The sequence below is a fragment of the Bradyrhizobium sp. LeoB3 genome (assembly GCF_055456055.1).
Window position 1 is genome coordinate 338,466 of the sequence record NZ_JBVBEF010000001.1, and the last position, 24,800, is coordinate 363,265.

At 62.8% G+C, this 24,800-nt stretch carries 21 protein-coding genes and 1 riboswitch; of the genes, 11 read left to right on the forward strand and 10 right to left on the reverse strand.

The genetic code is table 11. The features are described from left to right. Positions 1–10 precede the first annotated feature (10 nt). The 4 genes from cobW to ACZXDY_RS01515 are packed head-to-tail and all read left to right on the forward strand — an operon-like array spanning position 11 to position 6,866. A complete protein-coding gene (gene cobW / locus ACZXDY_RS01500) occupies positions 11–1,024 on the forward strand; it encodes a cobalamin biosynthesis protein CobW (RefSeq protein ID WP_464344179.1) in 1,014 nt (337 codons plus the stop codon). A gap of 18 nt (positions 1,025–1,042) precedes the next feature. Next, a complete protein-coding gene (gene cobN / locus ACZXDY_RS01505; protein ID WP_464344180.1) occupies positions 1,043–4,753 on the forward strand; it encodes a cobaltochelatase subunit CobN in 3,711 nt (1,236 codons plus the stop codon). Next, positions 4,753–5,379 (forward strand): cob(I)yrinic acid a,c-diamide adenosyltransferase, encoded by a 627-nt coding sequence (gene cobO / locus ACZXDY_RS01510; protein ID WP_464344393.1) that lies wholly within the window; start codon positions 4,753–4,755, stop codon positions 5,377–5,379. The genes cobN and cobO overlap by 1 nt, the downstream gene beginning before the upstream one ends. Continuing rightward, positions 5,379–6,866, forward strand: a complete 1,488-nt coding sequence (locus tag ACZXDY_RS01515; RefSeq protein ID WP_464344181.1) for a cobyric acid synthase — start codon at positions 5,379–5,381, stop codon at positions 6,864–6,866. Before cobO ends, ACZXDY_RS01515 begins: the two co-directional genes overlap by 1 nt. On the opposite strand, the gene cbiB is transcribed toward ACZXDY_RS01515, so the two are convergent. After that, positions 6,839–7,810, reverse strand: coding sequence for an adenosylcobinamide-phosphate synthase CbiB (gene cbiB / locus ACZXDY_RS01520; RefSeq protein ID WP_464344182.1), 972 nt, complete (start codon positions 7,808–7,810; stop codon positions 6,839–6,841). The two genes, ACZXDY_RS01515 and cbiB, sit on opposite strands and share 28 nt — an antisense overlap. Before the next feature lies 1 nt (position 7,811). Beyond that, positions 7,812–8,684, reverse strand: coding sequence for an ABC transporter substrate-binding protein (locus ACZXDY_RS01525; protein ID WP_464344183.1), 873 nt, complete (start codon positions 8,682–8,684; stop codon positions 7,812–7,814). 9 nt (positions 8,685–8,693) lie between these two features. Between ACZXDY_RS01525 and cobD the strand changes: the two genes are divergently transcribed. After that, positions 8,694–9,683, forward strand: a complete 990-nt coding sequence (gene cobD / locus ACZXDY_RS01530) for a threonine-phosphate decarboxylase CobD (protein WP_464344184.1) — start codon at positions 8,694–8,696, stop codon at positions 9,681–9,683. Positions 9,684–9,714: 31 nt separating this feature from the next. Here cobD and ACZXDY_RS01535 read toward each other — a convergent pair whose 3' ends face one another. Then, positions 9,715–11,562: a TonB-dependent receptor plug domain-containing protein gene (locus ACZXDY_RS01535; protein WP_464344185.1), complete on the reverse strand. Its 1,848-nt coding sequence runs from the start codon at positions 11,560–11,562 to the stop codon at positions 9,715–9,717. Positions 11,563–11,812: 250 nt separating this feature from the next. Further along, positions 11,813–12,013: riboswitch (cobalamin riboswitch) on the reverse strand. A 233-nt stretch (positions 12,014–12,246) separates the two neighbouring features. On the opposite strand from ACZXDY_RS01535, the gene ACZXDY_RS01540 reads away from it, so the two are divergent. Then, positions 12,247–12,774, forward strand: a complete 528-nt coding sequence (locus ACZXDY_RS01540) for a hypothetical protein (RefSeq protein ID WP_464344186.1) — start codon at positions 12,247–12,249, stop codon at positions 12,772–12,774. A gap of 269 nt (positions 12,775–13,043) precedes the next feature. Continuing rightward, positions 13,044–13,280, forward strand: coding sequence for a DUF3551 domain-containing protein (locus ACZXDY_RS01545; protein WP_464344394.1), 237 nt, complete (start codon positions 13,044–13,046; stop codon positions 13,278–13,280). 55 nt (positions 13,281–13,335) lie between these two features. Here ACZXDY_RS01545 and ACZXDY_RS01550 read toward each other — a convergent pair whose 3' ends face one another. From ACZXDY_RS01550 to ACZXDY_RS01570, 5 genes are all read right to left on the reverse strand, one after another. Beyond that, positions 13,336–13,971 (reverse strand): response regulator transcription factor, encoded by a 636-nt coding sequence (locus ACZXDY_RS01550; RefSeq protein ID WP_130222900.1) that lies wholly within the window; start codon positions 13,969–13,971, stop codon positions 13,336–13,338. 193 nt (positions 13,972–14,164) lie between these two features. After that, positions 14,165–14,785, reverse strand: coding sequence for a response regulator (locus tag ACZXDY_RS01555; protein ID WP_028161711.1), 621 nt, complete (start codon positions 14,783–14,785; stop codon positions 14,165–14,167). Positions 14,786–14,856: 71 nt separating this feature from the next. Beyond that, positions 14,857–16,152 carry a sensor histidine kinase gene (locus tag ACZXDY_RS01560; RefSeq protein ID WP_464344187.1) on the reverse strand — a complete coding sequence of 432 codons (1,296 nt, stop codon included), beginning with the start codon at positions 16,150–16,152 and terminating at the stop codon, positions 14,857–14,859. A 202-nt stretch (positions 16,153–16,354) separates the two neighbouring features. After that, on the reverse strand, positions 16,355–17,068 hold the full coding sequence (locus ACZXDY_RS01565) for a Bax inhibitor-1/YccA family protein (protein WP_130222894.1): 714 nt from the start codon (positions 17,066–17,068) through the stop codon (positions 16,355–16,357). Positions 17,069–17,213: 145 nt separating this feature from the next. Further along, positions 17,214–17,408 carry a hypothetical protein gene (locus ACZXDY_RS01570; RefSeq protein WP_464344188.1) on the reverse strand — a complete coding sequence of 65 codons (195 nt, stop codon included), beginning with the start codon at positions 17,406–17,408 and terminating at the stop codon, positions 17,214–17,216. A gap of 60 nt (positions 17,409–17,468) precedes the next feature. Here ACZXDY_RS01570 and ACZXDY_RS01575 point away from each other — a divergent pair, with 60 nt between their 5' ends. The 4 genes from ACZXDY_RS01575 to ACZXDY_RS01590 all read left to right on the forward strand — a co-directional run bounded on the left by ACZXDY_RS01575 (position 17,469) and on the right by ACZXDY_RS01590 (position 20,244). Continuing rightward, on the forward strand, positions 17,469–17,714 hold the full coding sequence (locus ACZXDY_RS01575; RefSeq protein ID WP_080663526.1) for a hypothetical protein: 246 nt from the start codon (positions 17,469–17,471) through the stop codon (positions 17,712–17,714). A gap of 115 nt (positions 17,715–17,829) precedes the next feature. Beyond that, on the forward strand, positions 17,830–18,420 hold the full coding sequence (locus ACZXDY_RS01580) for a hypothetical protein (RefSeq protein WP_456643668.1): 591 nt from the start codon (positions 17,830–17,832) through the stop codon (positions 18,418–18,420). Between the two features lies 1 nt (position 18,421). Further along, positions 18,422–18,907 (forward strand): DUF992 domain-containing protein, encoded by a 486-nt coding sequence (locus ACZXDY_RS01585; RefSeq protein WP_208825423.1) that lies wholly within the window; start codon positions 18,422–18,424, stop codon positions 18,905–18,907. 278 nt (positions 18,908–19,185) lie between these two features. Beyond that, a complete protein-coding gene (locus ACZXDY_RS01590; protein ID WP_464344189.1) occupies positions 19,186–20,244 on the forward strand; it encodes a transporter substrate-binding domain-containing protein in 1,059 nt (352 codons plus the stop codon). Positions 20,245–20,468: 224 nt separating this feature from the next. Here the strand turns inward: ACZXDY_RS01590 and ACZXDY_RS01595 are convergent, their stop codons facing one another. Beyond that, complete coding sequence (locus tag ACZXDY_RS01595; protein WP_464344190.1) at positions 20,469–21,278, reverse strand: protein-L-isoaspartate O-methyltransferase family protein; 810 nt, start codon at positions 21,276–21,278, stop codon at positions 20,469–20,471. Then, positions 21,275–24,766 carry an AAA family ATPase gene (locus ACZXDY_RS01600; RefSeq protein ID WP_464344191.1) on the reverse strand — a complete coding sequence of 1,164 codons (3,492 nt, stop codon included), beginning with the start codon at positions 24,764–24,766 and terminating at the stop codon, positions 21,275–21,277. Before ACZXDY_RS01600 ends, ACZXDY_RS01595 begins: the two co-directional genes overlap by 4 nt. Between the last annotated feature and the right edge of the window lie 34 nt (positions 24,767–24,800).

A 24,800-nucleotide genomic window follows, 5' to 3' on the forward strand; every position in this document is an offset into this window, starting at 1 on the left:
GTCCTGAAATATGTCCCGTGTTCCAGTCACCGTGCTCACCGGTTTTCTCGGTGCCGGCAAGACGACACTGTTGCGCTCGCTTCTGACGCAAGCCGACGGCCGCCGCATCGCCGTCATCGTCAACGAGTTCGGAGATGCCGGTTTCGACGGCGGTCTTGTCGAGGAATGCGCGGCCAAGGCCTGTGCGCCCGGCGACATCGTCGAGCTGACCAATGGCTGCATCTGCTGCACGGTCGCCGACGATTTCATTCCGACGATGGACAAGCTCCTGACACGCGACGAGCCGCTGGACGCGATCGTGATCGAGACCTCAGGCCTCGCGCTGCCGCAGCCACTCTTGAAAGCGTTCGCGTGGCCTGCGATCCGCACGCGCGCAACCGTCGATGGCGTGGTGACGGTCGTCGACGCGTTGGCGCTATCAGAGGGACGCGTCGTGCTCGACGAACATGCGGTCGCGGCCCAGCGCGCCGCGGACGAGGAAATCGATCACGACGACCCGATCGAGGAAGTGTTTGAGGATCAGCTCGCCTGTGCCGACCTCGTGGTCCTTTCCAAGAGCGATCTGGTGTCGCCGGATGTGCTCAGCGGCATCGAAGACCGGCTTAGTGCACAATTGAGGCAAGGTGTCCGTGTCGTACGCTCCCATGGAGCGCTTGCGCCCGATGTCCTCATCGGGATGAAAGCCGATGCCGAGAACGACCTCGCTGCGCGGGCCGGGCATCACGGAGAGGAAGAGGAGCACGATCACGACGATTTCGACAGTATCGTCGTAAGGCCTGCGGCGGCCGAGAGCGTCGAGGCGATGCGCGCGCGGGTCAGCGATGTCCTGACTCTTGCGGGGGTGCTGCGCGTCAAGGGCCATGCACGCATCTCCGAGAAGCCTGCGCCGATCGTGGTGCAGGCGGTCGGCAGCCGCGTTGAGCTGGCGTTCGCCCGGCCCGACGCCAGGCACGCCGAGCATCTTGTCGTGATCGGCCTGAAAGGATATGACGCCGATGCCGCACGTCGGGCGCTTGCGGGATAGCCTTTCGAAGGGCGATCAATGCATCTGAAACTCGACAGTGGTGGCAGCATCGACGACGGAGATGTCGCTCGCGACCTCGGCCAGGAAACCGCCAACATCGTGATATTGTCTGCCGCGGACAGTGATCTCGCGGCCTTCGGCGCTGCGCATGCGGCATTGCCTGCGGACTTCCCGAGTGTCCGTCTGACCAATCTGCTGGCTCTTGGTCATCCCGCCTCTGTCGATCTCTATGTCGAACGTACGCTCAGCGAAGCCAAGATCGTCGTTCTTCGGATGCTCGGCGGCGAAAGCTATTGGCCGCACGGTGTCGAAAGCCTTCGGCGCGATGCGATCCAGCGCGGGACGTTGTTCGCCTGCATTCCCGGAGAAACCGACTGGAACGCCGCATTGGCTGCGCGCGGCACGCTGGGCGCCGACGAGACCTATGAACTGTGGCGTTATTGTACCGAAGGCGGCATCGACAACGCGCAGTTGGCGCTTTGCTTCGCTGCGAATCTGATCGGCTACGGCAGCAGGCCGCCCTCGGCGCGGCCAATGCCGGCCGCCGGCTTCTGGAACGGCGAACCTGCCACGGACCAACGTCCCAACGCTGTCGTGATCTTCTACCGCGCCCTCGTCGCGGGCGGCGATACCGCTGCGATCAATGCGCTGTGCTCGGCGCTGGGGGCGCGCGATCTCAATGCAGTCGGGCTCTATGTCACGAGCCTCAAGGACGAGCGTTCGATCGCGTTCCTGCGCACGGCGCTCGCCGCGCACCCACCTGACATCATCGTGAACGCAACAGCCTTTGCGACGGCGACCGCGCGCGAGAATGTGGGGATATTGTTCGAGACCGATTGTCCCGTGCTGCAGGTCGCTCAGGCTGGCATGTCCCACAAGAGCTGGGAAAGCTCGACCCGCGGCCTCAATCCGCGCGACCTTGCTATGCATGTGGTCCTGCCGGAGGTCGATGGGCGCATCTTCGCCAATGCCATCGCATTCAAGGAAGCCGGCCAGAGCATTGGCTCCTTCACGCCGACGGCCTTTCGGCCGGTCGAAGATCGCGTGGCGGCGACGGCCGATCTTGCCGCTGCGTGGGTGCGGCTACGCCGTACGCCAGCGAGCCAGCGACGGGTCGCCATTGTCCTCGCCAATTATCCCAACCGCGACGGCCGTCTTGCCAACGGCGTCGGTCTGGATACGCCGCAAAGCCTGATCGGAGTCCTCGCTGCGATGAGGAACGAGGGGTACGAGATTTCCGGCGCACCCGATGATGCGGCCGACATGATGCGGTTGTTGCAGGAAGGTCCGACCAATGCGCTCGGAGACCGCGCCTTGCGGCGTGGTGGCGCATCATGGGCGTTTGCGGAATACGGCGCGGCATTTAGTGCACTCTCTCCCAATGTTCAGCGTGCGGTCACGGAGCGTTGGAATGATCCCGTCCATGATCCGCATGTCGCCAATGGCGTGTTTCGTCTCGGCCTGCATCGCTTCGGCAACGTCGTCGTCGGCGTACAGCCGGCGCGAGGTTACAACATCGATCCCAAGAGCTCCTATCACGATCCGGACCTCGTTCCGCCTCATCACTATCTGGCATTCTATCTTTGGCTGCGCCGCGTGTTCGATGCCCACGCGATCGTGCATCTCGGCAAGCACGGCAATCTGGAATGGCTGCCGGGCAAGAGCACCGGGCTTTCCGCCGATTGCCTGCCGGACGCGGTGCTCGGCCCGTTGCCGCATCTCTATCCATTCATCGTGAACGATCCCGGCGAGGGCATCCAGGCCAAGCGCCGGACATCCGCAGTTATAATCGATCATCTGACGCCGCCGGTGACCCGCGCCGGATTGCATGACGATCTGGCGCGGCTGGAATCGATGGTGGACGAATATTCGGTTGCGACCGACCTCGATCCGAAGCGCGCGGCTGTGATCGCCGAGGACATTCTTTCGACGGCGCGGGCCAAGCAGCTCGATACAGACGCCAACCTGACGCGCGACATGCCGGTCGGCGAGGCGCTGCGCGCGCTGGACGCGCATTTGTGCGACATCAAGGAAATGCAGATCCGCGACGGACTCCACGTGTTCGGGCGCGCGCCCGATTCGAGACAGTGCGCCGGTCTGCTCGTGTCGATCGCGCGCGTGCCACGCTCGGACCGCAAGGCTGAAGACGCCTCGCTGCATCGCTCGCTGGCTCTCGATCTCGGCCTCGTCGATTTCGACCCGTTGAACCGCGACCTCGCTGGCACATTCAGAGGGCCACGGCCGGCGGTCCTGGCCGGGCTCGGCTCGGGCTTGTGGCGGACGACGGGCGACACAGTCGAGCGGATCGAAGAACTGGCGTCGCGGCTGGTCTTGGGTGAGATGAAGCCAGACCCATCATGGGTACGCACAGAAGCAGTGCTGAATTGGGTCGAGACGAGATTGCGGCCGGCCATCGACGCGAGCCCGCCGCAGGAGATGATGGCGTTGCTGCGCGGCCTTGACGGTCGCTTCGTGCTTCCCGGTCCCTCGGGCGCGCCGACGCGCGGCAGGCCTGATGTGCTGCCGACGGGCCGCAACTTCTTCGCTGTCGACGTGCGCGCGGTGCCAACGCCCTCGGCATGGCGGATCGGGCAATCGGCGGCCGAACGGCTCGTCGAATCCTTCTGGCAGGAAACCGGCGAATGGCCGCGGACGATTGCGCTGTCAGCCTGGGGGACCGCCAACATGCGCACCGGCGGCGATGACGTTGCGCAGGCGCTCGCCTTGATCGGCGTTCGGCCAACGTGGGAGGAGACCTCCGGACGAGTGACCGGCTTTGCGATCACGTCCCTGTCTGAACTGAAGCGTCCGCGCATCGATGTCACGTTCCGTGTGTCAGGCCTGTTTCGGGATGCGTTTCCGACCCAGATGGACATCATCGCGAGCGCAGTGGCCGCAGTCGCGGAACTCGACGAACCTGATGACGCCAATCCCATCGCGGCGAATATTCGCCGACGGCGGCAGGCGCTGGAGGCAAGCGGCATCAGCCGCGACATCGCTGAGCGACGCGCCGCTCATCGCGTGTTCGGCTCAAAGCCCGGCGCTTATGGCGCGGGGCTGCAAGCCTTGATCGACGAAGGCGGCTGGAACGATCGCGTCGATCTGGCCGACGTCTATCTGGATTGGGGCGGCTATTCCTATGGCGCGGGGGCTGAGGGGAGCGCGGCCCGCGACGATCTCGTCGCGCGGCTGGCCGACGTCGACCTGATCGCGCAGGCCCAGGACAACCGCGAGCACGATATCCTGGACTCCGACGACTACTATCAGTTCATGGGCGGACTGGCTGCAACAGTATCGACATTGCGCGGGCAGGCACCGCGCATCGCGCATATCGATACGTCGCGGCCGGAGATGCCGGCGGTGCGACCGCTGGCGCATGAGATATCGCGCGTGGTGCGGGGCCGCGCCGCTAACCCGAAATGGATCGCCGGCGTCATGCGACACGGCTACAAAGGCGCGTTCGAGATGGCCGCGACCGTTGATTATCTGTTCGGTTTTGCCGCCTCGACCGACGCGGTCTCAAGTCATCACTTCGATCAATTGTTCGCAGCCTATCTCGAGGACGACCCGGTGCGAGATTTCATCGAGCACTCCAATCCGGCCGCGCTCCGCGAGATGGCCGCCCGGTTCGCGGAAGCCATCAGGCGCGGATTATGGACGCCACGCTCCAATCGCGCCGCGGATTTGATTGCCGAAAGCCTGCACGAAGCAAAGAGAGAAATCGCATGATGAATCCATCCGACGTAGCCGACGACGAGAACGCACGCCATCGCGAGAAGGCCCGGAAGCACAAGGCCGCGCGCGACAAGATCATGGCGACCAAGACCGGCGAAAAGGGGCTCTTGATCGTGCATACCGGAACCGGCAAGGGCAAGACGTCAGCCGCGCTCGGCATGGTGTTTCGGCATATCGGTCACGGCTATCCTGTTGCTGTCGTGCAATTCACCAAGTCGCCGAAGTGGGATACCGGAGAAGCGCGGGTATTGGCCAGGTTTCCGGAGCTCGTGACATTGCATGTGATGGGCGAAGGGTTCACTTGGGAAACGCAGGATCGCGAGCGCGACATTGCAGCTGCCCGGAAGGGTTGGGAGCGCGCCAAGGAACTGATCCGCGACGATCGCCATCGCATGGTCCTTTTGGACGAACTCAACATCGTCCTCCGTTACGATTACCTTCCGATCGACGAAGTTCTTGCATTTCTCCGTGACGAGAAGCCGGCTGACAAGCACGTCGTCATCACCGGCCGCAACGCGCACGCGTCGCTGATCGAGATGGCCGATCTGGTCACCGAGATGACGCTGGTCAAGCATCCGTTCCGATCTGGGGTGAAGGGTCAGAAAGGGATAGAATTCTGATGGCGCGGCCGACGCCGGCGCTGATGATCCAGGCCACCGGCTCGAACGCCGGGAAGTCGACTGTTGTCGCGGGCCTGGCGCGCGCGCTGGTGAGGCGCGGCCTCACGGTCGCGCCGTTCAAGCCGCAGAACATGTCGAACAATGCGGCGGTGGCGGTCGATGGCGGCGAGATCGGCCGCGCGCAGGCGGTGCAGGCCCGCGCCGCGCGGATGGCACCAAGTGTCCATATGAACCCGGTGCTGCTGAAGCCCGAGACCGACACCGGTGCGCAGGTGATCGTGCAGGGCCAGCGACGCAGCACGCTTCGGGCGGCCGATTATCTCGGAAAGAAGGCGGCGCTGCTGCCCGCTGTGCTCGACAGTTTCGCGCATCTTGCCCGAGCCGCCGATATCGTGCTCGTCGAAGGCGCGGGCAGTCCGGCCGAGATCAATTTGCGCGCCGGCGATATCGCCAACATGGGTTTCGCCACGGCAGCCGGCGTACCCGTGGTGCTGCTCGGCGACATCGATCGCGGCGGTGTCATCGCCAGCCTCGTGGGGACCCATCTCGTGCTGGAAGCCGAGGAGCGCGCGCGCATTCATGGCTTCCTGATCAACAAATTCCGCGGCGATCCCAGGCTGTTCGACCAGGGACTCGAAGCGGTGACGCGCATGACCGGTTGGCCCTCGCTGGGCGTGGTACCGTGGCTGCCTCAGGCCGCCTGGCTGCCTGCCGAGGATGCCGTCGATCTCGATCGTGTGCAGACGTCGTCCGCGCGGAAGGTCATCGCCGTTCCCGTGCTCGCGCGCATCGCCAATTTCGACGATCTGGACCCGCTGGGCATGGAGCCAGGTGTCAGGCTGGTATTCGTGCGGCCGGGCGAACCGATTCCGGCCGACGCCGATGTCGTGATCCTGCCCGGCAGCAAATCGACGATCGGCGATCTCGCCTTCCTGCGCGCGCAAGGCTGGGATATCGACATCAAGGCGCATGTTCGGCGCGGCGGTCAGGTGCTCGGGCTGTGCGGCGGCTACCAGATGCTTGGCCGGACGATTGCTGATCCCGTTGGCATCGATGGCCCGGCGGGCACGGTCGAGGGACTCGGGCTGCTCGATATCGCCACGACGATGGACGCCCATAAATCGACGACGCTTGTGCAAGCCGTTCATTGTGCCACAGGTAGCCCGATCGAGGGCTATGAGATTCATCTCGGCCGCACCAGCGGTGCAGATTGCGCGCGTCCGGTGGGCATGATCGCCGGCCGCCCCGATGGTGCCGGCTCGGCCGATGGCCGCGTGCAGGGGACGTATCTGCATGGGTTGTTCGTCAATGACAGCTTCCGAAAGGCGTGGCTCGCCAATCTCGGCATCGCTTCGTCTGTCGCTTATGAAGCGCAGATCGAGTCGGCGCTCGACGCGCTGGCCGACCATCTGGAAGCGCATCTCGATATTAATCGCATGCTGGAGATCGCACGGAGCCGTCAAACCACTGGCGCCAGCGCCGCATAGATCGCTGCTTCCAGCGCGCAGGCGGTAATCAGCAGCTTTAGCGCGTGGCGGATGTCGGAAGGACCGGCGTCCATCCGTGCGCCGGCATTGAGGAAGGGGTCATCGACGAGGCGGTCGCCATAGCGGCGAGGCCCGGCCAGGGCGAGACCGAGTGCGCCTGCCATGGCGCTTTCCGGCCAGCCCGCATTCGGCGATCTGTGCTTTGAAGCGTCGCGCCACATGACTTTGAATGCCTGCGCGACGGAGCCACCTGCAATCGGTGCAGCGAGTGCGATCAGCACCGCAGCCAGTCTCGCCGGGACAAGGTTGAGCAGATCGTCAAGCCGCGCCGCGGCCCAGCCAAAGGATTCGTAGCGTGAACTGCGATGGCCGATCATCGAATCCGCGGTGTTGACGACCTTGTAGACGAACAATCCCGGCAACCCGAGCAGCGCCAGCCAGAACAGCGGCGCGACGACGCCGTCGGAAAAATTCTCTGCGCAGGATTCGATCGCCGCGCGCGAGACGCCGCTGGTGTCGAGCTGTTCGGGATCGCGGCCGACGATCATGGACACCGCGCGCCTTGCCTCGGCAAGTCCGCCGCCGGTGAAGCCGGAGGCGACCCTGTTGACATGTTGATAGAGGCTCCGCTGCGCGATCAGGATGGAGGCCACAAGCCCTTGGGCTGCTTGCCCGAGCAGCGTCCACCCCAGCGTTGCTTCCAGCAGCAGACCAAGGCCGCCGCAGATCGCGACCAGCAGGCCCGTGGTCAGGCATCCCGCGGCCTTGCGCTGTGCGGCCGACCATTGCTCGCGGTTCAGCGCGCGATCGAGTTGGTCGATCACGGAGCCCATCAGCGCCACCGGATGAGGGAAGCGCCGCCACAGCCAATCCGGATCGCCGATAAGCGCGTCGAATGCGATCGCCAGCACAACGATCAGGATCGTCTCGCTTCCCGCCGGCATGTCATCGCGCCACGCGGCTTAGTTCGGAGACGAGGCGTTCCAGCGCCTCCGAAAGCATCGGCCCGCCACAGACAGTCAGTTTCTCGGGGATCACCAGGCGTTTCGACGATGGATAGAAGCGCTCCAATGCAGGATGCAGCAGGAATGCTTCGCCTTCGTCCTCCGCGAAGTCGCCGCCGTCAGATACAAGGAGCAGATCGGGCCGCAGTTTCACGATCGCCTCCAGCGACGCAAAACCTCCAAGCTTGTAGCCGAGATCATTCGCCGCGTTCTTGAGGCCGATCGTGGCCAGCATGGAATTGATCAAGCCGCCGCCACCCGAGACCCAGCCGCGCCGCGACACAGCCAGCACGCGATAGGGTCGCTGCGATACCGCCTCCTTCGCGTGCTGGATTGCCGTGTCGAGCCGCCGTATCTCGGATGCGGCGCGATCCTTCTGGTGCAGCAGTTCGCCCATTTGCCGGATCTGGCTCTTGACGTCCTCCAGCGAACGCGCAGCGTCGAATTCGATCACGCGGACGCCCTTGTCCTTCAGCAACTCCCGTGTTGCACGCTTGGTGAACTTGCCGGCGACCACGGCGTCCGGTTGCAGGATCAGCACATCTTCTGCTTCGCCCGATAATCGAGGGTAGGCTGCGGCCTTTTCCGCGTTCCAGGAGCGGGCGGGGTCACGCGAATAGGGACTGAGGCCGAGAATTTGGCCCGGATCGGCCAGCGCCAGCAGCAGTTGGTCCGTGCACACATTGATGGAAGCGACGCGTGGCAGATCGGCTGCATGTGCTCCGAACAGTGCTGCGAGTAACAAGAACGTTGCGCCGATCGCCGGCCGCGTTAGGCCAACAAGGGTCTCGCGCAGGAGCGCGATTGATGGCATGAAGCGATCATGAAGCACGGCGGTGATCTGACGGAAGCTATTGCGCACCACGGCGGCGAGCCTGCGGACTGGCTCGACCTGTCGACCGGAATCAATCCCTGGCCGTGGACGATTCCGCACTCCATTCCGGACAGTGTGTGGACGCGCTTGCCATCGCGTGCCGACGAACGGGACCTCCTCGCCGCCGCACGCGAAGCTTACGGCGTACCCGACGATGCAGGCATCGCAGCCGCCGCCGGCACGCAGACCCTCATTCAATGGATTCCGCATCTCGCCGGACCCGGAGCGGTCGCGATCGTCACTCCGACCTATGGCGAGCATTCGGCTGCGTGGAGCAGCGGAGGCCGAGAGATTATTGCATTGAATGATCTCTCCGCGCTGCCTGACCGCGCCATTCACGCTGTCGTCGTCAATCCCAACAATCCGGATGGACGTATCGCGGACCGCAGGGCGCTTCGGCATGTTGCCGAACGGCTCGATCGTCGCGGAGGCTGGCTGGTTATCGACGAGGCCTTTGCCGATGTCGATCCTGGCATCAGCGCTGCCGCGATGAGCGCCGATCTCCCCATTCTCGTACTGCGTTCCTTCGGCAAGTTCTATGGGCTCGCCGGACTTCGCCTTGGCTTCGTGATCGGCCGACGCGACATCGTCGAACGTATCTCCGCGGCGCTGGGTCCATGGTCGGTCTCCGGGCCGGCGCTTTGCGTGGGCACAGCCGCTCTGCGGGATCGATCCTGGGCTGATGCGATGCGTGCGAAGCTCGCTCGGCAGTCGAGCAAGCTGGATCAGGTCCTGACAGCGGCGGGCCTTCAGCTCGTCCGAGGGACGACGCTCTTTCGCCTTGCCTCCCATCCCGATGCCCCGACGTTGCACACCGAATTGGCCCGACGCCACATCTGGTGCCGGAGCTTTAACGGCGCACGCGAATGGCTGCGATTTGGCCTTGCGTCGGACGATGGTCTCGATCGCCTGGCCAGCGCGCTTGGTTCGGTCAAGTAGCGCACCTCGCGCGCGCATCATCACATCCGCTTCACCAGTGGGCACTGAACCCGGCGTAAGCCGCAGGTCCGGTCGTGCCATAGTTGTACACTTCCTGATAACGCTCGTTGAAAATGTTCTCGCCGCGCAAGTACACCTTCCAGGTCTCATCGATCTTGTATTCAGTGTAGAGATCGACGCGGACGTAAGGGGCGAGTGGTAGCGTCTCGTTTGAACCGCTGTAGCGCGTCGATACCGCGAGCACGCGTGGCTCGATCAGCCAGCCCTCGATCGGTGTGATCGGGAACGAGAATCTCGCCAGGTTTTCCGGCCGGCGCGCCAGCGTCAGGCCGGTCGAGAGATCCTTAGCCTGCAGATAGGTATAGGCGGCGTTGAATTTCAGGTAGCCCGGCAGGATATCGACGTTGACCCCGAGCTCCAGTCCGTCGGTTTCGGCACGCGAGACGTTGACGTAGTGCCCGAGCGGGTGCGCCGGATCGGTCACAAAGTCGATCAGGTTGCTGAACCTGTTGCCGAAGCCTGTCAGCGAAACCACAACGCGGCCTCCGAACAGGCTTTGGTCGATGCCGGCATCGTAGCCGAAGCTCTCCTCGGGACTGAGCGCGGAATTGCCATAGGTCGGCGCATAGAGCTGATAGAGCGTCGGGGCCTTGGCGCCTGTCCCGGCGCTCGCATGCAGCTTGGTGCCGGTCTCCGCGATCGTGTAAGCCGCGGTGGTTCGCCATGTCTCGAACCGTGCCACATCGACGACGTCGTCAACCCGGCCGCCCATCGTGATGTTGAGCCGCTCGCCGATCGGCAGTTGCCAGAGCGCAAACACTGAATTGGTGTCTTGCGTGCCTGCGAGCTGCGGCGTCGACGCTCCAGGAATCGGCAATAGGTTGGTGGTGGAGGTGCTCGCCGTTTCATGCTGCACACGCGATCCGACGATGAGCGATCCCAGCGGGCCGACCTTCAGGTTGCCCTGATATTCCAGGCCCGTGCTGTCGCCGACGAAATTGGAGAGGATGGATGTTGTGTTCTGCGGCAGTTTGTTGATCTTGTAGGTGACGTCGTCGAACGAGCGGTCGATATGCGTCTCAAATGCGCTCACGCTATGGGTGAGAATGCCGCCGAACGTGTCGAACGACGCGCGTCCCCAGACCTGTTCGAGCAGGCGCGTCGCGCTCGACGGCGTGTCCGGGAACGTTCCGGAGGCCTGATCATAGGCGGACCGCGTGAATGAGGCCAGCATGCCCGTCTCCAGGCGTACGCCTTCGCCGGAATCGTAGCCGACGCGTGCCGAACCGCCGACGCGGTCGAAGCCATCGCGCTCGAGCGGGCCATACTTGGCTTCGAGCGCGGGGATGCGATAGCCGTAGCGTGAAAAGCCGTTGCTGTGCTGCCCGCTTCCCGTGAACGCGTAGGACCACGGCCCAGAGGTTCCGGTCAGCGCTGCGCTGGTGCTCGCCGTGCCGTAGCTTCCGCCCTCGGTGCTGACGTCGAGTTGTGCCGGACCGGTGCCTTTCTTGGTGATGATGTTGACGACGCCGCCGATCGCGTCAGATCCGTAGAGCGCGCTCTGCGGTCCTTTCAGCACCTCGATCCGCTGGATCGCGCCCGGGGCGAACATCGCGAAATCGAAGTCGCCGCTGGCGGCGGTCGGATCGTTGACCCTGATGCCATCGATCATGACCAGCGTCTGGCCGGTATTGGCGCCGCGCAAGCGCACATTGGTCGTCGCGCCTGGTCCGCCGCTTTCGGTGATATCGAGTCCCGGCACGGTCCGCAGCGCATCGACGAGCGAGGTCGGATTGCTGGTCGCGAGCATTTCGTGCGTGACCACGCTGACCGAGCTTCCGGTCCGGCTCGCCGGCTCCGGTGTACGGTCGGGAGTCACGACCACTTCGGGAGTCGCGGCCGGCGCCTCGTTACCGGGCGCCGGGCGCGCAGGATGGGTCGTTGAAGACCGTTGCCTATTCCTCGGGGCCGGCTTGGACCGGACCTCCGGATTGATGACGACAGCAGGAAGCTGTTCGGGACCCGATTGGGCCATGGCGCCAGTGTGACCGCACGCAGCAACGGCCGCACACCCGGCAAGAAAACGCCGCAAGTTCATTAATGCCCTTCCGCCGACCCACCGTCGAACGAGTTGATACCCGTCAACGGCCGGTCTCCTGGCTTGCGGTCGTCTCGCGATCCGCCTTCCCAAACCTGCTTGGCAGGCCCAGTGGCATCCGGATCGCAAATAGTCCGCTTACAGTTGCGGGGGCAGCCGCGGCATTGGGGAAGATTCCCGCACCGCGTTCCCGTTTCACCCTACAAAGGGCACCGATGACGCGCGCAAAGAAGCACAAGGCGGAGCAAAACTCAAATCGATAACGATCAGAACCCAACAGCATTTTTGCGGATCGCTGATAGCGGCGACCTGAATGACGAACACAGAAAGTTGCTGACAGGCGAAGGGACGGCAGATGGCAAATCCTACAGCCTTATGCGAGCATCACATGTCACCCACACGCGTCGCTAAACTTGGATGATACCGTTCATGTGAGCATCGACAGATTCAACGGAGGAACAGGAAATGTCGGTCCCATGCAAACTCGAACGCAGCCTCCTCAGTCACGACGAATACGAGACGATCCGCCTCACGCATCATCCCGCCATCTATGACGTCGAGCCGGCTGATCTTGCGGACATGCGATCCCGCTTGCGCAAGATGCGCGACAAGGAGCGAACGCTCGGCCGACAAAAGCGGCGAGAGACGCGCGGAAAAGGCCAGCCTCGCGGCGCGAACTTCCCCGGAACTGCCGATCGTCCATCACAACGCAAGCAGGTCTTTGCCGCGGCACTGAAGCGGGTGAACAGCGAGCTCAGGCGTCTTCACAACCTGGCAGCTCGCACCGCCAATGTCGAAGCGGCTCGAAAGGCTCTCGCGCTGCATCGGGCCGCGGACTTCATTCCCTATCCCTCCGCCGGATCGACCGCCAACGAAGGGATGGTGCCGCGCTTGAGCACGCGCCGAAAAAAGATCGTCACGGGCGCGCGAATCGGACGGGTGTCGCAGGCGACGAAAGTCGCGCAGGCGATCCGCGATGCACGAGGGGCGTGAGCCGGCGCTGATCGAGTTGGTGACAGCTTCGCTGCCATCGAGATCTTTGAAAAGCATGGGGCTCCACCCATCCTACGGAAGGTCTGGACCCGTAATGCCTGTTCTCGACACCCGCGTCGTGGCTTCAGAATTCGGTGGCGCGATCCTGATCGGCGCGCTCTAGGGAATCTTGTCAAGCTCGCCCCGGGGAATCATGTATTTTCAGGCGCGTCCTCCTTCGGCACTATGGAGATATCCTCAATGAGCGAGGTGATCTCATGCGCTACCTGATGGCACTCTTATCTGCGGCCGGCTTGATCTGGATTGCCGAAGCTGGTCCCGCTACGGCACGGGACTATCCCTATTGCCTGCAATCTCGAACCACTGGGATTCCGGGAGATTGCTCCTTCCGCACGCGGGCGGCATGTATGGCCGCGGCGTCGGGGCGAGGGGCCACATGCGCCGTCAATCCGCGCGTGGCATTCGGGCGATATCACCGGCGGGGCCGTGTGAACTCCAGCCAATGATCCAATACTCGCTGCGTAGCCCGGCGCGACGACTGCCGCTCGAATTGTCTGCGCCTCAGGGCGCAACCAGCTTCTTGCGAATCGCATAGCGAACCAGCTCGGCTGTGGATGACATGCCAAGCTTGCGCATGGCGGACGCCCGATGGGTTTCGACAGTCTTCACGCTAAGCTTCAAGATGGAGCTGATGGCCTTGTTGGTATGCCCCTCTGCAATCAACTGCACGACGTTCTGCTCCCGCGATGTGAGGAGCGCACTGGACTTGTTCTGTTTGTTGAGCTGGTAGTCGGTCAGCAATTTCTCCAACACGACGCTGGTAAAGTAAGGTCGGCCGTCGAGCAGAGCTTCGATTGCTGAAATGAGATGCTTCCTGGCGTCCGATTTGAGCAGGAAGCCACGTACCCCGGTCAGAAGAGCCTCGGTCAAAATCTCCTCACTTTCATGCATGGTGAGGATCAACACTTCCGAACGCAGGCGAAGCGTCTTGATGCGGCGGCTGACTTCCAGTCCGTTTACGAGGGGCATGGAATAGTCGGCGATAATGACGTCCGGTCTCGTTTCCAGCGCCAATGCGATCGCCTGCTCGCCGTCGGGCGCTTCTGCAGTTACAATCCAATTGGAGCGCGTTTCAACGATCGCGCGAAGCCCGGAACGTACGACTTCATGATCATCCGCAATCAGGATGCGTTTCATGGCGTCGTTCCCTTGCGCTGGAACGGTCGATAGCGATAGCCGACAGCGAGGTCGGAATCATACTGATTGGCTTTCCGGCAGTTATCCCGCAAAACCCTCGGATTTCGCGGGAAATATACTGAGGTCAGCTTAGCCTCCCGGGCTCATGGCGGAACAAGCCGGAACATCAAGCGCCGGATCATGCTTTGGCGTGTCATGCTTCCAGCAGGCGGGCGCGAACCGCGTAGCGGACCAGATCCGCCGTCGAGTGGATATCCAGCTTGCGCATCGCGGCCGCCCGATGCGCTTCGGCGGTTTTGACGCTGAGGTTCAGGATGGCGCCAATGCCTTTGTTGCTGTAGCCCTCCGCAATCAGCTTGACAACCAATCGCTCCCGCGGCGAGAGCCTGTCCCGATCTCCGGTCGAGACCTCGTTCGATTCAGGCGAACAGCTATCGGTGCAAAATGGTTTATGCGCCAGAAGCGACTCAACCGCCGCCAACAACAGCCTGTTGGCATCCGATTTCAATACGAATGCCCGGGCGCCTGCCTCGAATGCCTCCTGCGCCAGCAGGCTGGAATTGTGGACCGTGAAGATCAATACTTCGGTCGGCAGGCGATACTCCCTGATCCGCCGCGCGACCTCCACTCCCGTCATGCGCGGCATGGAGAAATCGACGATCGCGACATGGGGTTGGTTTGCGATCGCCTCGGCAAGGGCCTTGCTGCCGTCGTTCGCCTCAGCAACGACTTCCCAGTCGGCACGTTGCTCCAGAACCGCGCGTAGTCCCGACCGCACCGCTTCATGATCGTCGGCGATAAGAAAGCGCTTCATGGCGGGTTAGCTCCCACTCGTGTTGCGTCGCAGGCCCGACCGGCGCCAGCGAGGCGAGTTCGGCTGTACGATCAGTGAACCCGTTTGCGCGGACCATGATGGCGGGGGCGGCCCTTGGCCGGCGGCGATTTTTCGGTCGCCGGACCGCGCGGGAACACCGCGGATAATGTCGTGCCGGGCTGTCCCGTTCCCGGCTCGGAGCGGATTTCGAGGCTACCTCCGATCTGCTGCAGTCTGACCTTCATTGCGGGAATTCCGACGCCGGGTGGCCCTGCCATCGCGCCGCCGAGCGCCTGGTCGAGTGGCATGCCGCGCCCATTATCGGCGACCCTCAGCCGGAAATGGTCATCGGTCGTCTCGATCGCGATCTCGACTTTCGTTGCTCTTGCATGACGAAAGACATTCGTCAGCGCCTCCTGGACCACCCGCAGCAGGGAGCGCTGCGTGTCGTAAGGTACGCGATCGATCTCGGGCGAGATGCTGGCATCGACTCGCAACGATGTGCGCGCCGCGAACCCTTCCGCATATCTCTCGATTGCTGCCTTCAGCCCGGCAACCGTCAGATTTTGCGGGTGCAGCAGGTAGGCAAAGGCCCGAATTTCCTTGAGTGCCTGATCGATCGACGCATCGATATCGTCGCAAAGCCGCTCGGCATTGGTCGGCTCACTCAAGCTGTTCCGCATCCGCATGAGCCCGAGGCTTGCGGCGATCAAATGCTGGCAGGTCGAATCGTGGAGGTCGGAGGCAATGCGCTGCTGCATGTCTTCCTGAATGGAAACCAGCGTGGCGCCCATGCTCGCACGACCGTCCGAGATGGCTGCAAGGTCGTGGGAGGACGCTCCGTCCATGATCCGATGGCTACCGATAAAGGTGGCAATGCAGCCCGTTATGGGATCGCAGATTGGCGCAACGATTGTCTCGACAGTTCGTGGGGATCCCCCGAGCGCGAGCCGATGCCGGATCCGAACCTCGGCACCTCCGGCGCGACAAGCATCAAGCGCCTCGTGAACGGACCTGGCATCCTGCTTCCCCATGCAGTCGCAAACGGCCATCCCCCGGATGTCTTCCGACGCGATCCCAACAAGAGATTCGAACGCCGGGTTTATATCTTCATAAACAAAGCGCCCTTCACATGAAGGACGCACCACAAAGAGAAGGTCGGAGGCTAGTTTCCAGTACAGCCGATCGCTCGCGCTTGCTGCGCCAATGCCTGGCCATCCCTGTGCATTGGTTCGATCCGATCCGCACGTGGGAGCATTATGTTGCTTCACGGTACGCATTCGCCTTCCGCACGGCTCTCGATGCTGAGAGCCGCCCCTTGCCTCGACCAATCTCCCTGACCCGATCGGATACCCAGTCCGCACCATACACCGTCAGGTAGCAAAGCGCCATTGACGTGGAGCAATCTTTGGATTGGAACTCGCGAATTCTTGCGCTGCACCAGTCGCGAGTGGGACGGCGGCGAATGAGGCGCTGCCATTCGTGATTGGCACTAACCGCATATCGCCTTCGCGTCTCGTGCATCTTTCGGTTCTGATTGAATCAGAGCCGAAGCTCCGGAGAAACGCTTTAACGACGAGTGCCCGCAAGGCGCAGCATCATCATGAACAGGTTGATGAAATTGAGGTAGAGCGACAACGCGGCGAGTACCGACTTGCGGCCTGCGGAAGTTTCATCGTCCCCAGAGTCGTACATCGCCTTGATGCGCTGCGTATCATAGGCAGTCAGGCCGGCAAAGATGCCGACGCCCACGATCGAGATCAGCCAGTCAAGTCCGGTCGAGCGCAGGAACAGGTTGACCACGCTCGCGATGATGACGCCAATCAAGCCCATGAACAGGAAGGTGCCCAGTCCGGACAGGTCGCGCCTGGTGGTGTACCCAAGGATGCTGAGCGCTCCGAACGTTGCGGCGGCGATGAAGAACACGCGTGTGATCGAGGAACTTGTGTAGATGTGGAGCAAGGTCGAGAGTGACACGCCGACCAGGGCTGCATAGACAAAGAACAACCAACGTGCCGTTGTCGCCGATAGCGTATGGATGCGTGAACTGATGAAGAACACCAGGGCCAGCGGCGCCAGGATGAAGATCCACATCAGCGGATTCTGCAGTAATGCCGGACCGGTGAGCTGATAAGTCAGCCAGGCGACAAGAGCAGTGAGGCCGACACCTGCGGCCATGTAGTTGTAGATGCGCAGCATGTAGTTGCGGAGGCCGACATCGACCGCGATGGCATCGCTGCTAATCGCACCGGAGGTGACTGTATCCTGGTCATAGTTTGACATGGCTTGCCTCCTCTCGACCGCGCCCAGCACGGGATAGTCAAGCCTATGGTGATGGCCCGATGCAGGATATCAGATAATCACCCGATATTCGGGGGGCGGGAACTACGCTGCTTCGGCGCAGGGCGTTGTCGCTGGAGGAGATGCCTTATTCACTGGGGCCGCCGCTCGTCGCCACTTGTCGAAGCGGACGCGATATTGCTTTCAGGCGGCTCGCCTCTTGATATCGGACGTCGCGCAGCATGGCCGTGATCCGCAGTTTCTGCCGCCCGCTCCTACATAGAATCCCGGATGTGCGCGCGGCAAAGTCGACGATAGGATCGTAGTCATCGGCTGCCGGCATCCCGCATTCCTTGCCGCCCTTAGCGCTTGCACTATCGCCGATGGGAATATGGAGGCGTGCATGAACATCCGACTCGTGGTCGGCGCTCTGATCGTCGGCGTAGTTGCAGCCATCGCAGCGCCGCCAAGCCTGTCCGTGGCCCAATCGACTGACCAGGGCGCGGCTGCGCAAAAGAGCGCAACACCGAATACAAATATGAACCCACACAAGCATCGCCACTGGCGCCACCGCGGCGGACGGCATCCGCATTTCGGCAGCAGGCGGGTTCGCACCCATGCACCTGCAGGGCGGTCGTCGGGCAACTGAACCGCTGGCCGGCCGATTGTGTGGCACGACGGGCGCAATCCGTTCATGTAATTTGAGCGATCGATGACTGATCCAAACGCAGTACAGGAACGAATCCGACAGCGGTGGATGTTCGATGAGCGAGACTAACGGGCAGCGGAGCGAGGGCGCGCCTGCCTCGACCGGTTCGGGAAGAGCCGATCTTCTATGGCGGCGGTTACCCTATGTCGTCGCACTCGTGCTCGCCATCGCAGGCGTCGCCTATACCAATATCTCGCATCAGCCGCTTGTAGGTTATTGGGAGTTCCTGGCGCTTGCCGTCGCTGTGGTCTGCGTCGTGACCAAATGGCCCGAGCTCGGCAGCAAGCAGGCTCAGTTTCGGTTGATCTGGACCCAGGCGCTTCATTGGGTGGCCGTTCTGGTGACGATGAACATCATGCTTGTCTCCGGCGTTCAACAGCTGCTCCCCACGCCGGCTACCAGCCTGGTGCTTCTGACCTTATTGGCGCTCGGCACCTTCCTCGCCGGCCTTAGCCTTTTGTCCCCCCAGATCTGCTTCCTTGGCATCGCCATGGGTGCCGCAGTTCCGGCGCTCTCCTGGCTGAAGCAGTCGGTGATCTTTTTCCTTCTTGCCGCCGTATTCCTGGTCGGCATCGGCATGACGTTCTGGCTTAGCTATGGCCGCGCGGCCGCACCTCACAACACCGAAGATCAAGTCGAGGCCTGAGATGCAGACGATACGGTTGCTTGGCGCCTTGTGCGTTTTCGCTTCAATTTCCGCCGTCGCAACGCCCGCGCAAGGCGAGATATTCAGGGTCGGTCGGCTGTTGTGTTCCAGCAGCCCGCGGATCGGCTTCCTTGTTGGATCGACGCAGTCGCTGCGTTGCGTATTCTACCGGAGAGGTTCGTCGCAGCGCTATATTTACGCTGGGCGAATAAGGCGTGTCGGTCTTGACCTCGGCGTCACCGGAAGTGGCGTTCTATCCTGGGCCGTGTTTGCCAAGAACTCGCGGATTGGGCCCGGCACCATGCGCGGCAGCTATGTGGGGGCCAGCGCCAATGTTGCGCTGGGACCCGGCTTTGGCGCCAACGCCCTGATCGGCGGATCGCGCCGAAGCGTCGTCCTGCAGCCGCTTTCCGTCGAGCGCGCGATCGGCGTCAATCTCGCGGCGACGGTGACCCATTTGACCCTTGGCGAAAGAGGGCGTCGATGACGGATCCCCGATAATTTGTTCCGAGCGGCGCGCCAAATTGCCATCATTCTAGTAAGAATTGCGCAGTCGGGTTTGCGCGGATCTTCTTGGGTTCCGACATTCGGGGGCGGGAGAAGCAAGGCGAATCCAGCGGAGTTCGAAAATGAATTCGCGCCACTTCACTCGATCACCTCGTCGGTTTGAGAAGGCAGCCTCGCTGCTGCGGTGAGCGGCGAGGTCGGCATCGTCAAGGCGCACCAGTGATCTTGTCGCTTCGATCGGTCCTGATATCTTTTTTATTGCTGGCGATCCTTGCGCTCGTCTGCAGCGCGGTCCGCGCGCAGGGCATAGCCCCCGACAAGGAATTGGTGGTGGCGACCAAGGAAGCCCCGCCTTTTGCGATGAAGCAGCCGGATGGGAGCTGGGGCGGTATCAGCATTGAGCTCTGGAGACGGATCGCTGATCGGGCGCATCTTAAGTTTCGCCTGGTTGAGACGCAGAGTGTGCAGGATCTGTTGGATGGCGTCGCGAAAGGCACCTTCGACGCCGGCGTCGCAGCCGTAACCGTGACTGCTGCACGTGCACGCGATGTCGATTTCACTCAACCTTTCTACAACACCGGACTCGGGATTGCGGTGTCTCTCAATGAGAGCCCCTGGGTCTCGATCGGACGGGCGCTTCTCTCTTTCGGCTTCTTCCAGGCTGTCGGTCTGCTGCTTTGTTTTGCGATGGCGGTGGGGTTCATCATTTGGCTGCTGGAGCGGCGCAAGACGGAACATTTCGGCGGGGGCGCCAAGGGGCTCGGCTCCAGCTTCTGGTGGTCGACCATTGCCATGACGCAGGCCGGAGCCGCAGCGAATGCACCGGCAACGCTTCCCGGGCGGATCGTCGCGACCGGGTGGATGATCGCTTCCGTGATCGCGATAGCCGTGTTCACCGCCGGCATCACCTCCACCCTCACGCGCAGGGAACTGCAAGGCGCAGTCCACAGCTTCAACGACCTGCGATCCGTGCGCGTCGGCGCCGTCGCGAACTCTCCGACAAGCGACTACCTCATGCGCCAGCAGCTTTCGTTCCGAGCATTTCCAGATGCTCAAAGCGGCCTGTCCGCACTGAGCCGCGGTCAGATCGATGCCTTCGTCCATGACAAGCCGCTGCTGGCCTGGATCGTTCGTAACGACTTCTCAGGCTCGATCCGAGTCGTCGATACCAGCTTCAGCAGCGAGCGATATGCGATCGTGCTGCCGAAAGGCAGTGCCTTGCGGCCGATGCTCGATCTTGCCGTGCTCGATCAAATCGAAAGCGATCGGTGGCAACAGACGCTGTTCCTGGCTCTTGGAAACGCCCGATCGCCCTGACTCTCGCGTCGGCTCAGCCGGCGCTCGTCAGCGCTTGGCGCGATGAATGCTGCGCTGCTTTGAGGAAGATCGAGAAGCGATCCAGATGACGTCCGCTATGCGCGGGACGGTCGGCTTGGCGTGCAGAGGGTGACCTGCTCCCAGTTGCGCTACGTCGGAAGTCGTCAGAGCATGATCCGGAAAAGTGGGCAGCGTGAGACGATTCGAAGAAACGTCATCACGCTCTAAGTAGGTCGCGGTTTCCGCTCAGACGGCAGTCCCTGTTCGATGCTTTGAAACCGCAGCGGTGCGAGGGCGACGGCGCGTTGCCACCAGTCCGTCACGCGCTCGTCGAGCGCGGTTCCGCCTCGGCCTTTGCCTGGGATGATCCTGATGCCCCTGACGACTTCGGCTTGATAGCAGCGGGCGAGGCGGGTGATCTTGATGACGATGCCGGCCCGGCCCCGCTTGGTCAGCGGGACCAGCAGGCGGCCGCCGCGGCGGAGCGATTCAATCCACAGCGGATGCGGATGATTGAAGCCGGCATGGACGATGATCACATCGGCCGGGCCGCTCACGTCGTTGCAGCCGTCACCGTGGACTACTTCGACGTTGTTGTATCGGCGGAGATTGGCGGCGGCACGGTCGGCCAATGTCTTGTTACAGTCGATGGCAAGGACCATGCCTTGCGCGCCGACGATCCTGGACAGGATCGCCGAATAATAGCCGAGCCCGCAGCCGATCTGCACCACGCGCTCTTTTTCCCTGATGTCGAGGATATCGAAGAAGTGCGCCCACAGGCTCGGCAGTCCGGTGTCGAGCTTGCGCCGTTCATCGATCGCCACCAGCACGTCGTCATAGAGATGAACGGGATCCGCATCGGCCGTGGAGCTGTAGCCACGTCCGACCTCGCGGCGGATCCGCCAGGGGCCGTCGCCCGCAAAGTGCTCGCGTGGCACCGTGGCGAAAGCCCGCAGCAGGCGCGCCGACGAAATCTGCTCGCGTTGCCGGATCGCTTGCGCGTAGCGTCGTCTTGCCGCTGCCAGATCGCTCATCCCGCCTGGTGTAGCCCTGTCTGGTTGGCCCATGGATGCTGCCTTGACGGATTCGCGCCGAGTTCCTCCATCAGATTCCACGCGTCCTTCAGGTCCGGCGTAAGGAAGCCTTCCGCGAACTGCGCCGCAACAGGCACGAGCAGTTCGACGGCCTGCTCGCGCCTGCCGGCATCGCGCCAAAGGCGTGCCAGGCTGACGACCGATCGCAATTCCCATGCAAGCGCGCTCTGCTGGCGGGCCAGCTCGATCGAGCGGCGGAACAGCTCCTCGACGTCGTCGGCCACAGCGAGCCCGCCTTGGGCAAAGGTCGTTTCACCCTGCAGGCGATAGACCTCGGCGAGGAAGAAATGGTCACCGGTGCGCCTCGCAACCGCGAGGGCGCCGTCCAGCGTTCGCAGTGCCGCTTCCAGCCGGCCGACTTTCGCATAGGCAGTCGCGAGCAGGCTCCTGAACCAGCAGGTCGCCAGCCAGGCCTCCATGGCTTCATAGCCCTCCAGTCCCACCCGCATCTGCTTCAGCCCTTCGTCGATATCGCCGAGTTCGACCATCGCCCATGCGCGCAGAATGCCTGCCTGCTGCTTCCAGTGCTGGAAGCCATGATCCGACGAGACCACCATGGCGCGGTCGGAATAGTTCATGGTGCCCTCGACATCGCGCAGGTGCTGGCAAAGATAGGCGCCGAACTCGAGGGCAAAGGCGAGCGTGAACGGATGACGCAGCTGTTCGGCGTTGACGATCGCATCCTCGGTGTGCTGGCGCGCCGCATCGGGACGGCCGAGAAACCACTGGAGATATCCGAGATAGGACAGCGACACGACGCCAGGATCGATACCGTGCCGTTCGGTCAGTTCGCCGTGCAATTCGGGCGTGTAGAGCTCCATGCAGCGCTGCAGATGATAGTGTGAAGCCGCAAATCGCCCGCGATAGAGCATGGTCATGGCGATCGACCTGTGGGCCTCGATCAGATATCCGGCATGCTGCTGCATCGATTGCGCGGTTGCGTTCGGGCGTACGCGCTTCGCGAACTGCACGAGTTCGACGCTGAGATCATGCGCGCGCTTCAGATCGGCGCGGATGAAATGGTACACCCAAAGCCCGCGGGTCGCCGCGAACACATTTGCCTCATCGTCAAGCTGGCGGCCGAGCTCGAGCGCCTCGGCGTAGTTTTCCTCGACCTCCTGCGCGGCGTAGCCCTTGGCGGCGATCAAGGCGTTGCCCAGCGCGGTGCGAAGCTCCAGCTCCATTTCGTCGCGTCGCATCATCTTGGGATGGCTTTGGGTGACGCCGAGGCCGCGCCGGAGATGGCTGATCGCTTCCAGATTGGCGCCTGCCTTTGCGGACTGCCTGCCCGCCTTCAGCCAGAAACCAACGGCAGGTTCGGCCTGGCCGGATTCGGTCAGGTGATAGGCGAAAAGCTCGGGCTCGCGCTCGGTACGTTCGGGATAGAGATCCGCAATCACCTCAGCGATCCGCGAATGCAGCCTTCGTCTTTCGCTGTGCAGGAGGCTCGAATGCGCCGCGTCCTGGATCATCACATGCTTGAAGGCATAGATCGCATCCGGCGGATGACCGCGGCAAACGATCAATCCCGCTTGCTCGAGATGATCAAGCGCTGCCTCGATCTGCTCCGCCGGCGCTTCGGCGACCGCGCGAAGGATCTCGTAGGAGAACTCGCGGCCGATCGTGGCTCCGATCTGGGCGATCTTCTTGAACGGCCCCATGCGATCGAGGCGCGCCATCAGCGAGTCGGTCAGGGTGGCCGGGATCGAGAGCTGGCGCCATGGTCCGGTGAAGACGTAGCGCCCATGCCGCTCGGTGAGCAGGTTGGATTCGATGACCGCCTTGGTCAGCTCTTCCAGGAATAGCGGCACGCCATCGGTCCTGACGATGATCTCCTCGACCACTTCCCTCGGCAGTTCCCGCCGGCCTGCGACCCGCTCGACCAACGTCGTCCGCAGTTGCCGGCTGAGCCGGTTGAGCGTCAATGCCGTGATGTGGCGATGCGCATTCCAGCTCGGCTTGAATTCCGGGCGGCAGGTGACGATCACGAGAATGGCCGCGTTCTGAGCCCTCTCCACCAAGAGGTCGAGCACCTCCCGCGAGGTCGGATCGATCCAGTGGGCATCCTCCAAGGCGATCATCAATGGCTGGTCGCGCGCGAGCCCGACCAGATGGTTCACCAGCGCGGCGACCGTCACATCCTTGTGCTGCTGTGGCGAAAGCTCCGGCAGCGCGTGCCGGTCGCCGGTCGAGATCGACAGCAGCGCAGCAAAGATCGGCACCACCTGCTGCACATTGCCCTTTGCGGCGATCACGGCCGCTTCGAGGCTTGAAAGCGCCAGCACCGAAGAGCCTTCGCGATCGAGTCCGATCGCGAATTTGAACTGCTCGATAAACGGATAGAACGCGGTGCCGGTGTAATAGGGAGAACACTGGAACGACAACTGTCCATGGTGCTCGCCCGCGATCCGCTCGTGAATCTCCTGGAAAACCCGCGACTTGCCGATTCCGGGCTCGCCCGACAGCAGCACGACCTGGCCATGACCCCGCTTGGCCTGTTGCCAGCGTCGCATCAGCAGGGCGATTTCTTCCTCCCGGTTGACCAGCGGCGTCAATCTCGGACCCATTGCCGCGGCGAAGCGTGTTTCCGTGCGCGCGCGGCGGACCACGCGCCAGGCCTGGACTTTTTCGGATATCCCCTTGAGCGCGTGAATGCCGAGGTTCTGGTAGTCGAACTTTCCCCTCAACAGCGATTGCGTCGAGGACGCGATGACCACCCCATTGACGGGGGCAAGCGGCTGCAGCCGGGCGGCAAGGTTCAGCGTTTCGCCGACGGCGGAATCGCGCTCCTCGGTGCTCTGCCCGATCAGATCTCCGACGACGGCAAGGCCGGTCGCAATTCCGATCCGAACCGCAGGCGTATAGCTGGACGCCGCTCGCTGCTCGCCGCCCTGCGCCGATGACAGCGCCTCGACGATCTCAAGCCCGGCGCGCACCGCACGCTCGGCGTCGTCTTCATGCGCGTGCGGGTAGCCAAAATAGATCAGGATGGCGTCGCCGATATAGCGTGCGGCGAAGCCGTCATAATGCTTCACGATCCGGACGCAGGTCTCCCTGAAACGGCCGATGATGTCGCGCACATCCTCGGGATCGAACTGCTCGGAGAGCGAGGTGGAGCCGACCATGTCGCAGAACATGGCGGTGAGCTGGCGCCGCTCGGCGGCGTTGCCCGTTCTCGGCGGGACGCTGCGATCCGCTACCGGATTGCTCGGTGCGATCGGGACGAGCGAGCCTATCGCGCGCTGCAGGCGCCTGCGATCGCCCATCGGCAGACCAAGCTTCGCCAGATCTTCTTCGGTTAGATCGGGGATGACATCGAGGCCGATGCGGTGCTGGATGAAAAGATCGGCGTATTGGCCGAGGCCGGCCTCCTCGAGCCAGTGCTTCAAGCCATCTGTCGTTTCAGAACCTGGCTTATTCTCCGGCATGATTATCCGTCGGGCTGCATCTCAGGAGAAAGGA

Excerpts from the sequence above, each read along its gene's own strand:
- ACZXDY_RS01545 (WP_464344394.1), top strand. The coding sequence starts at position 13,044 with ATGGCACTCTTATCTGCGGCCGGCTTGATCTGGATTGCCGAAGCTGGT.
- ACZXDY_RS01595 (WP_464344190.1), bottom strand. The coding sequence starts at position 21,278 with ATGAGCGATCTGGCAGCGGCAAGACGACGCTACGCGCAAGCGATCCGG.
- ACZXDY_RS01570 (WP_464344188.1), bottom strand. The coding sequence starts at position 17,408 with ATGCCGGCAGCCGATGACTACGATCCTATCGTCGACTTTGCCGCGCGC.
- ACZXDY_RS01515 (WP_464344181.1), top strand. The coding sequence starts at position 5,379 with ATGGCGCGGCCGACGCCGGCGCTGATGATCCAGGCCACCGGCTCGAAC.
- ACZXDY_RS01600 (WP_464344191.1), bottom strand. The coding sequence starts at position 24,766 with ATGCCGGAGAATAAGCCAGGTTCTGAAACGACAGATGGCTTGAAGCAC.
- ACZXDY_RS01525 (WP_464344183.1), bottom strand. The coding sequence starts at position 8,684 with ATGCCATCAATCGCGCTCCTGCGCGAGACCCTTGTTGGCCTAACGCGG.
- ACZXDY_RS01550 (WP_130222900.1), bottom strand. The coding sequence starts at position 13,971 with ATGAAACGCATCCTGATTGCGGATGATCATGAAGTCGTACGTTCCGGG.
- ACZXDY_RS01585 (WP_208825423.1), top strand. The coding sequence starts at position 18,422 with ATGCAGACGATACGGTTGCTTGGCGCCTTGTGCGTTTTCGCTTCAATT.
- ACZXDY_RS01540 (WP_464344186.1), top strand. The coding sequence starts at position 12,247 with ATGTCGGTCCCATGCAAACTCGAACGCAGCCTCCTCAGTCACGACGAA.
- ACZXDY_RS01580 (WP_456643668.1), top strand. The coding sequence starts at position 17,830 with ATGAGCGAGACTAACGGGCAGCGGAGCGAGGGCGCGCCTGCCTCGACC.
- ACZXDY_RS01555 (WP_028161711.1), bottom strand. The coding sequence starts at position 14,785 with ATGAAGCGCTTTCTTATCGCCGACGATCATGAAGCGGTGCGGTCGGGA.
- cobO (WP_464344393.1), top strand. The coding sequence starts at position 4,753 with ATGAATCCATCCGACGTAGCCGACGACGAGAACGCACGCCATCGCGAG.
- ACZXDY_RS01565 (WP_130222894.1), bottom strand. The coding sequence starts at position 17,068 with ATGTCAAACTATGACCAGGATACAGTCACCTCCGGTGCGATTAGCAGC.
- cbiB (WP_464344182.1), bottom strand. The coding sequence starts at position 7,810 with ATGCCGGCGGGAAGCGAGACGATCCTGATCGTTGTGCTGGCGATCGCA.
- ACZXDY_RS01560 (WP_464344187.1), bottom strand. The coding sequence starts at position 16,152 with ATGGTGCGGACTGGGTATCCGATCGGGTCAGGGAGATTGGTCGAGGCA.
- ACZXDY_RS01575 (WP_080663526.1), top strand. The coding sequence starts at position 17,469 with ATGAACATCCGACTCGTGGTCGGCGCTCTGATCGTCGGCGTAGTTGCA.
- cobN (WP_464344180.1), top strand. The coding sequence starts at position 1,043 with ATGCATCTGAAACTCGACAGTGGTGGCAGCATCGACGACGGAGATGTC.
- cobW (WP_464344179.1), top strand. The coding sequence starts at position 11 with ATGTCCCGTGTTCCAGTCACCGTGCTCACCGGTTTTCTCGGTGCCGGC.
- cobD (WP_464344184.1), top strand. The coding sequence starts at position 8,694 with ATGAAGCACGGCGGTGATCTGACGGAAGCTATTGCGCACCACGGCGGC.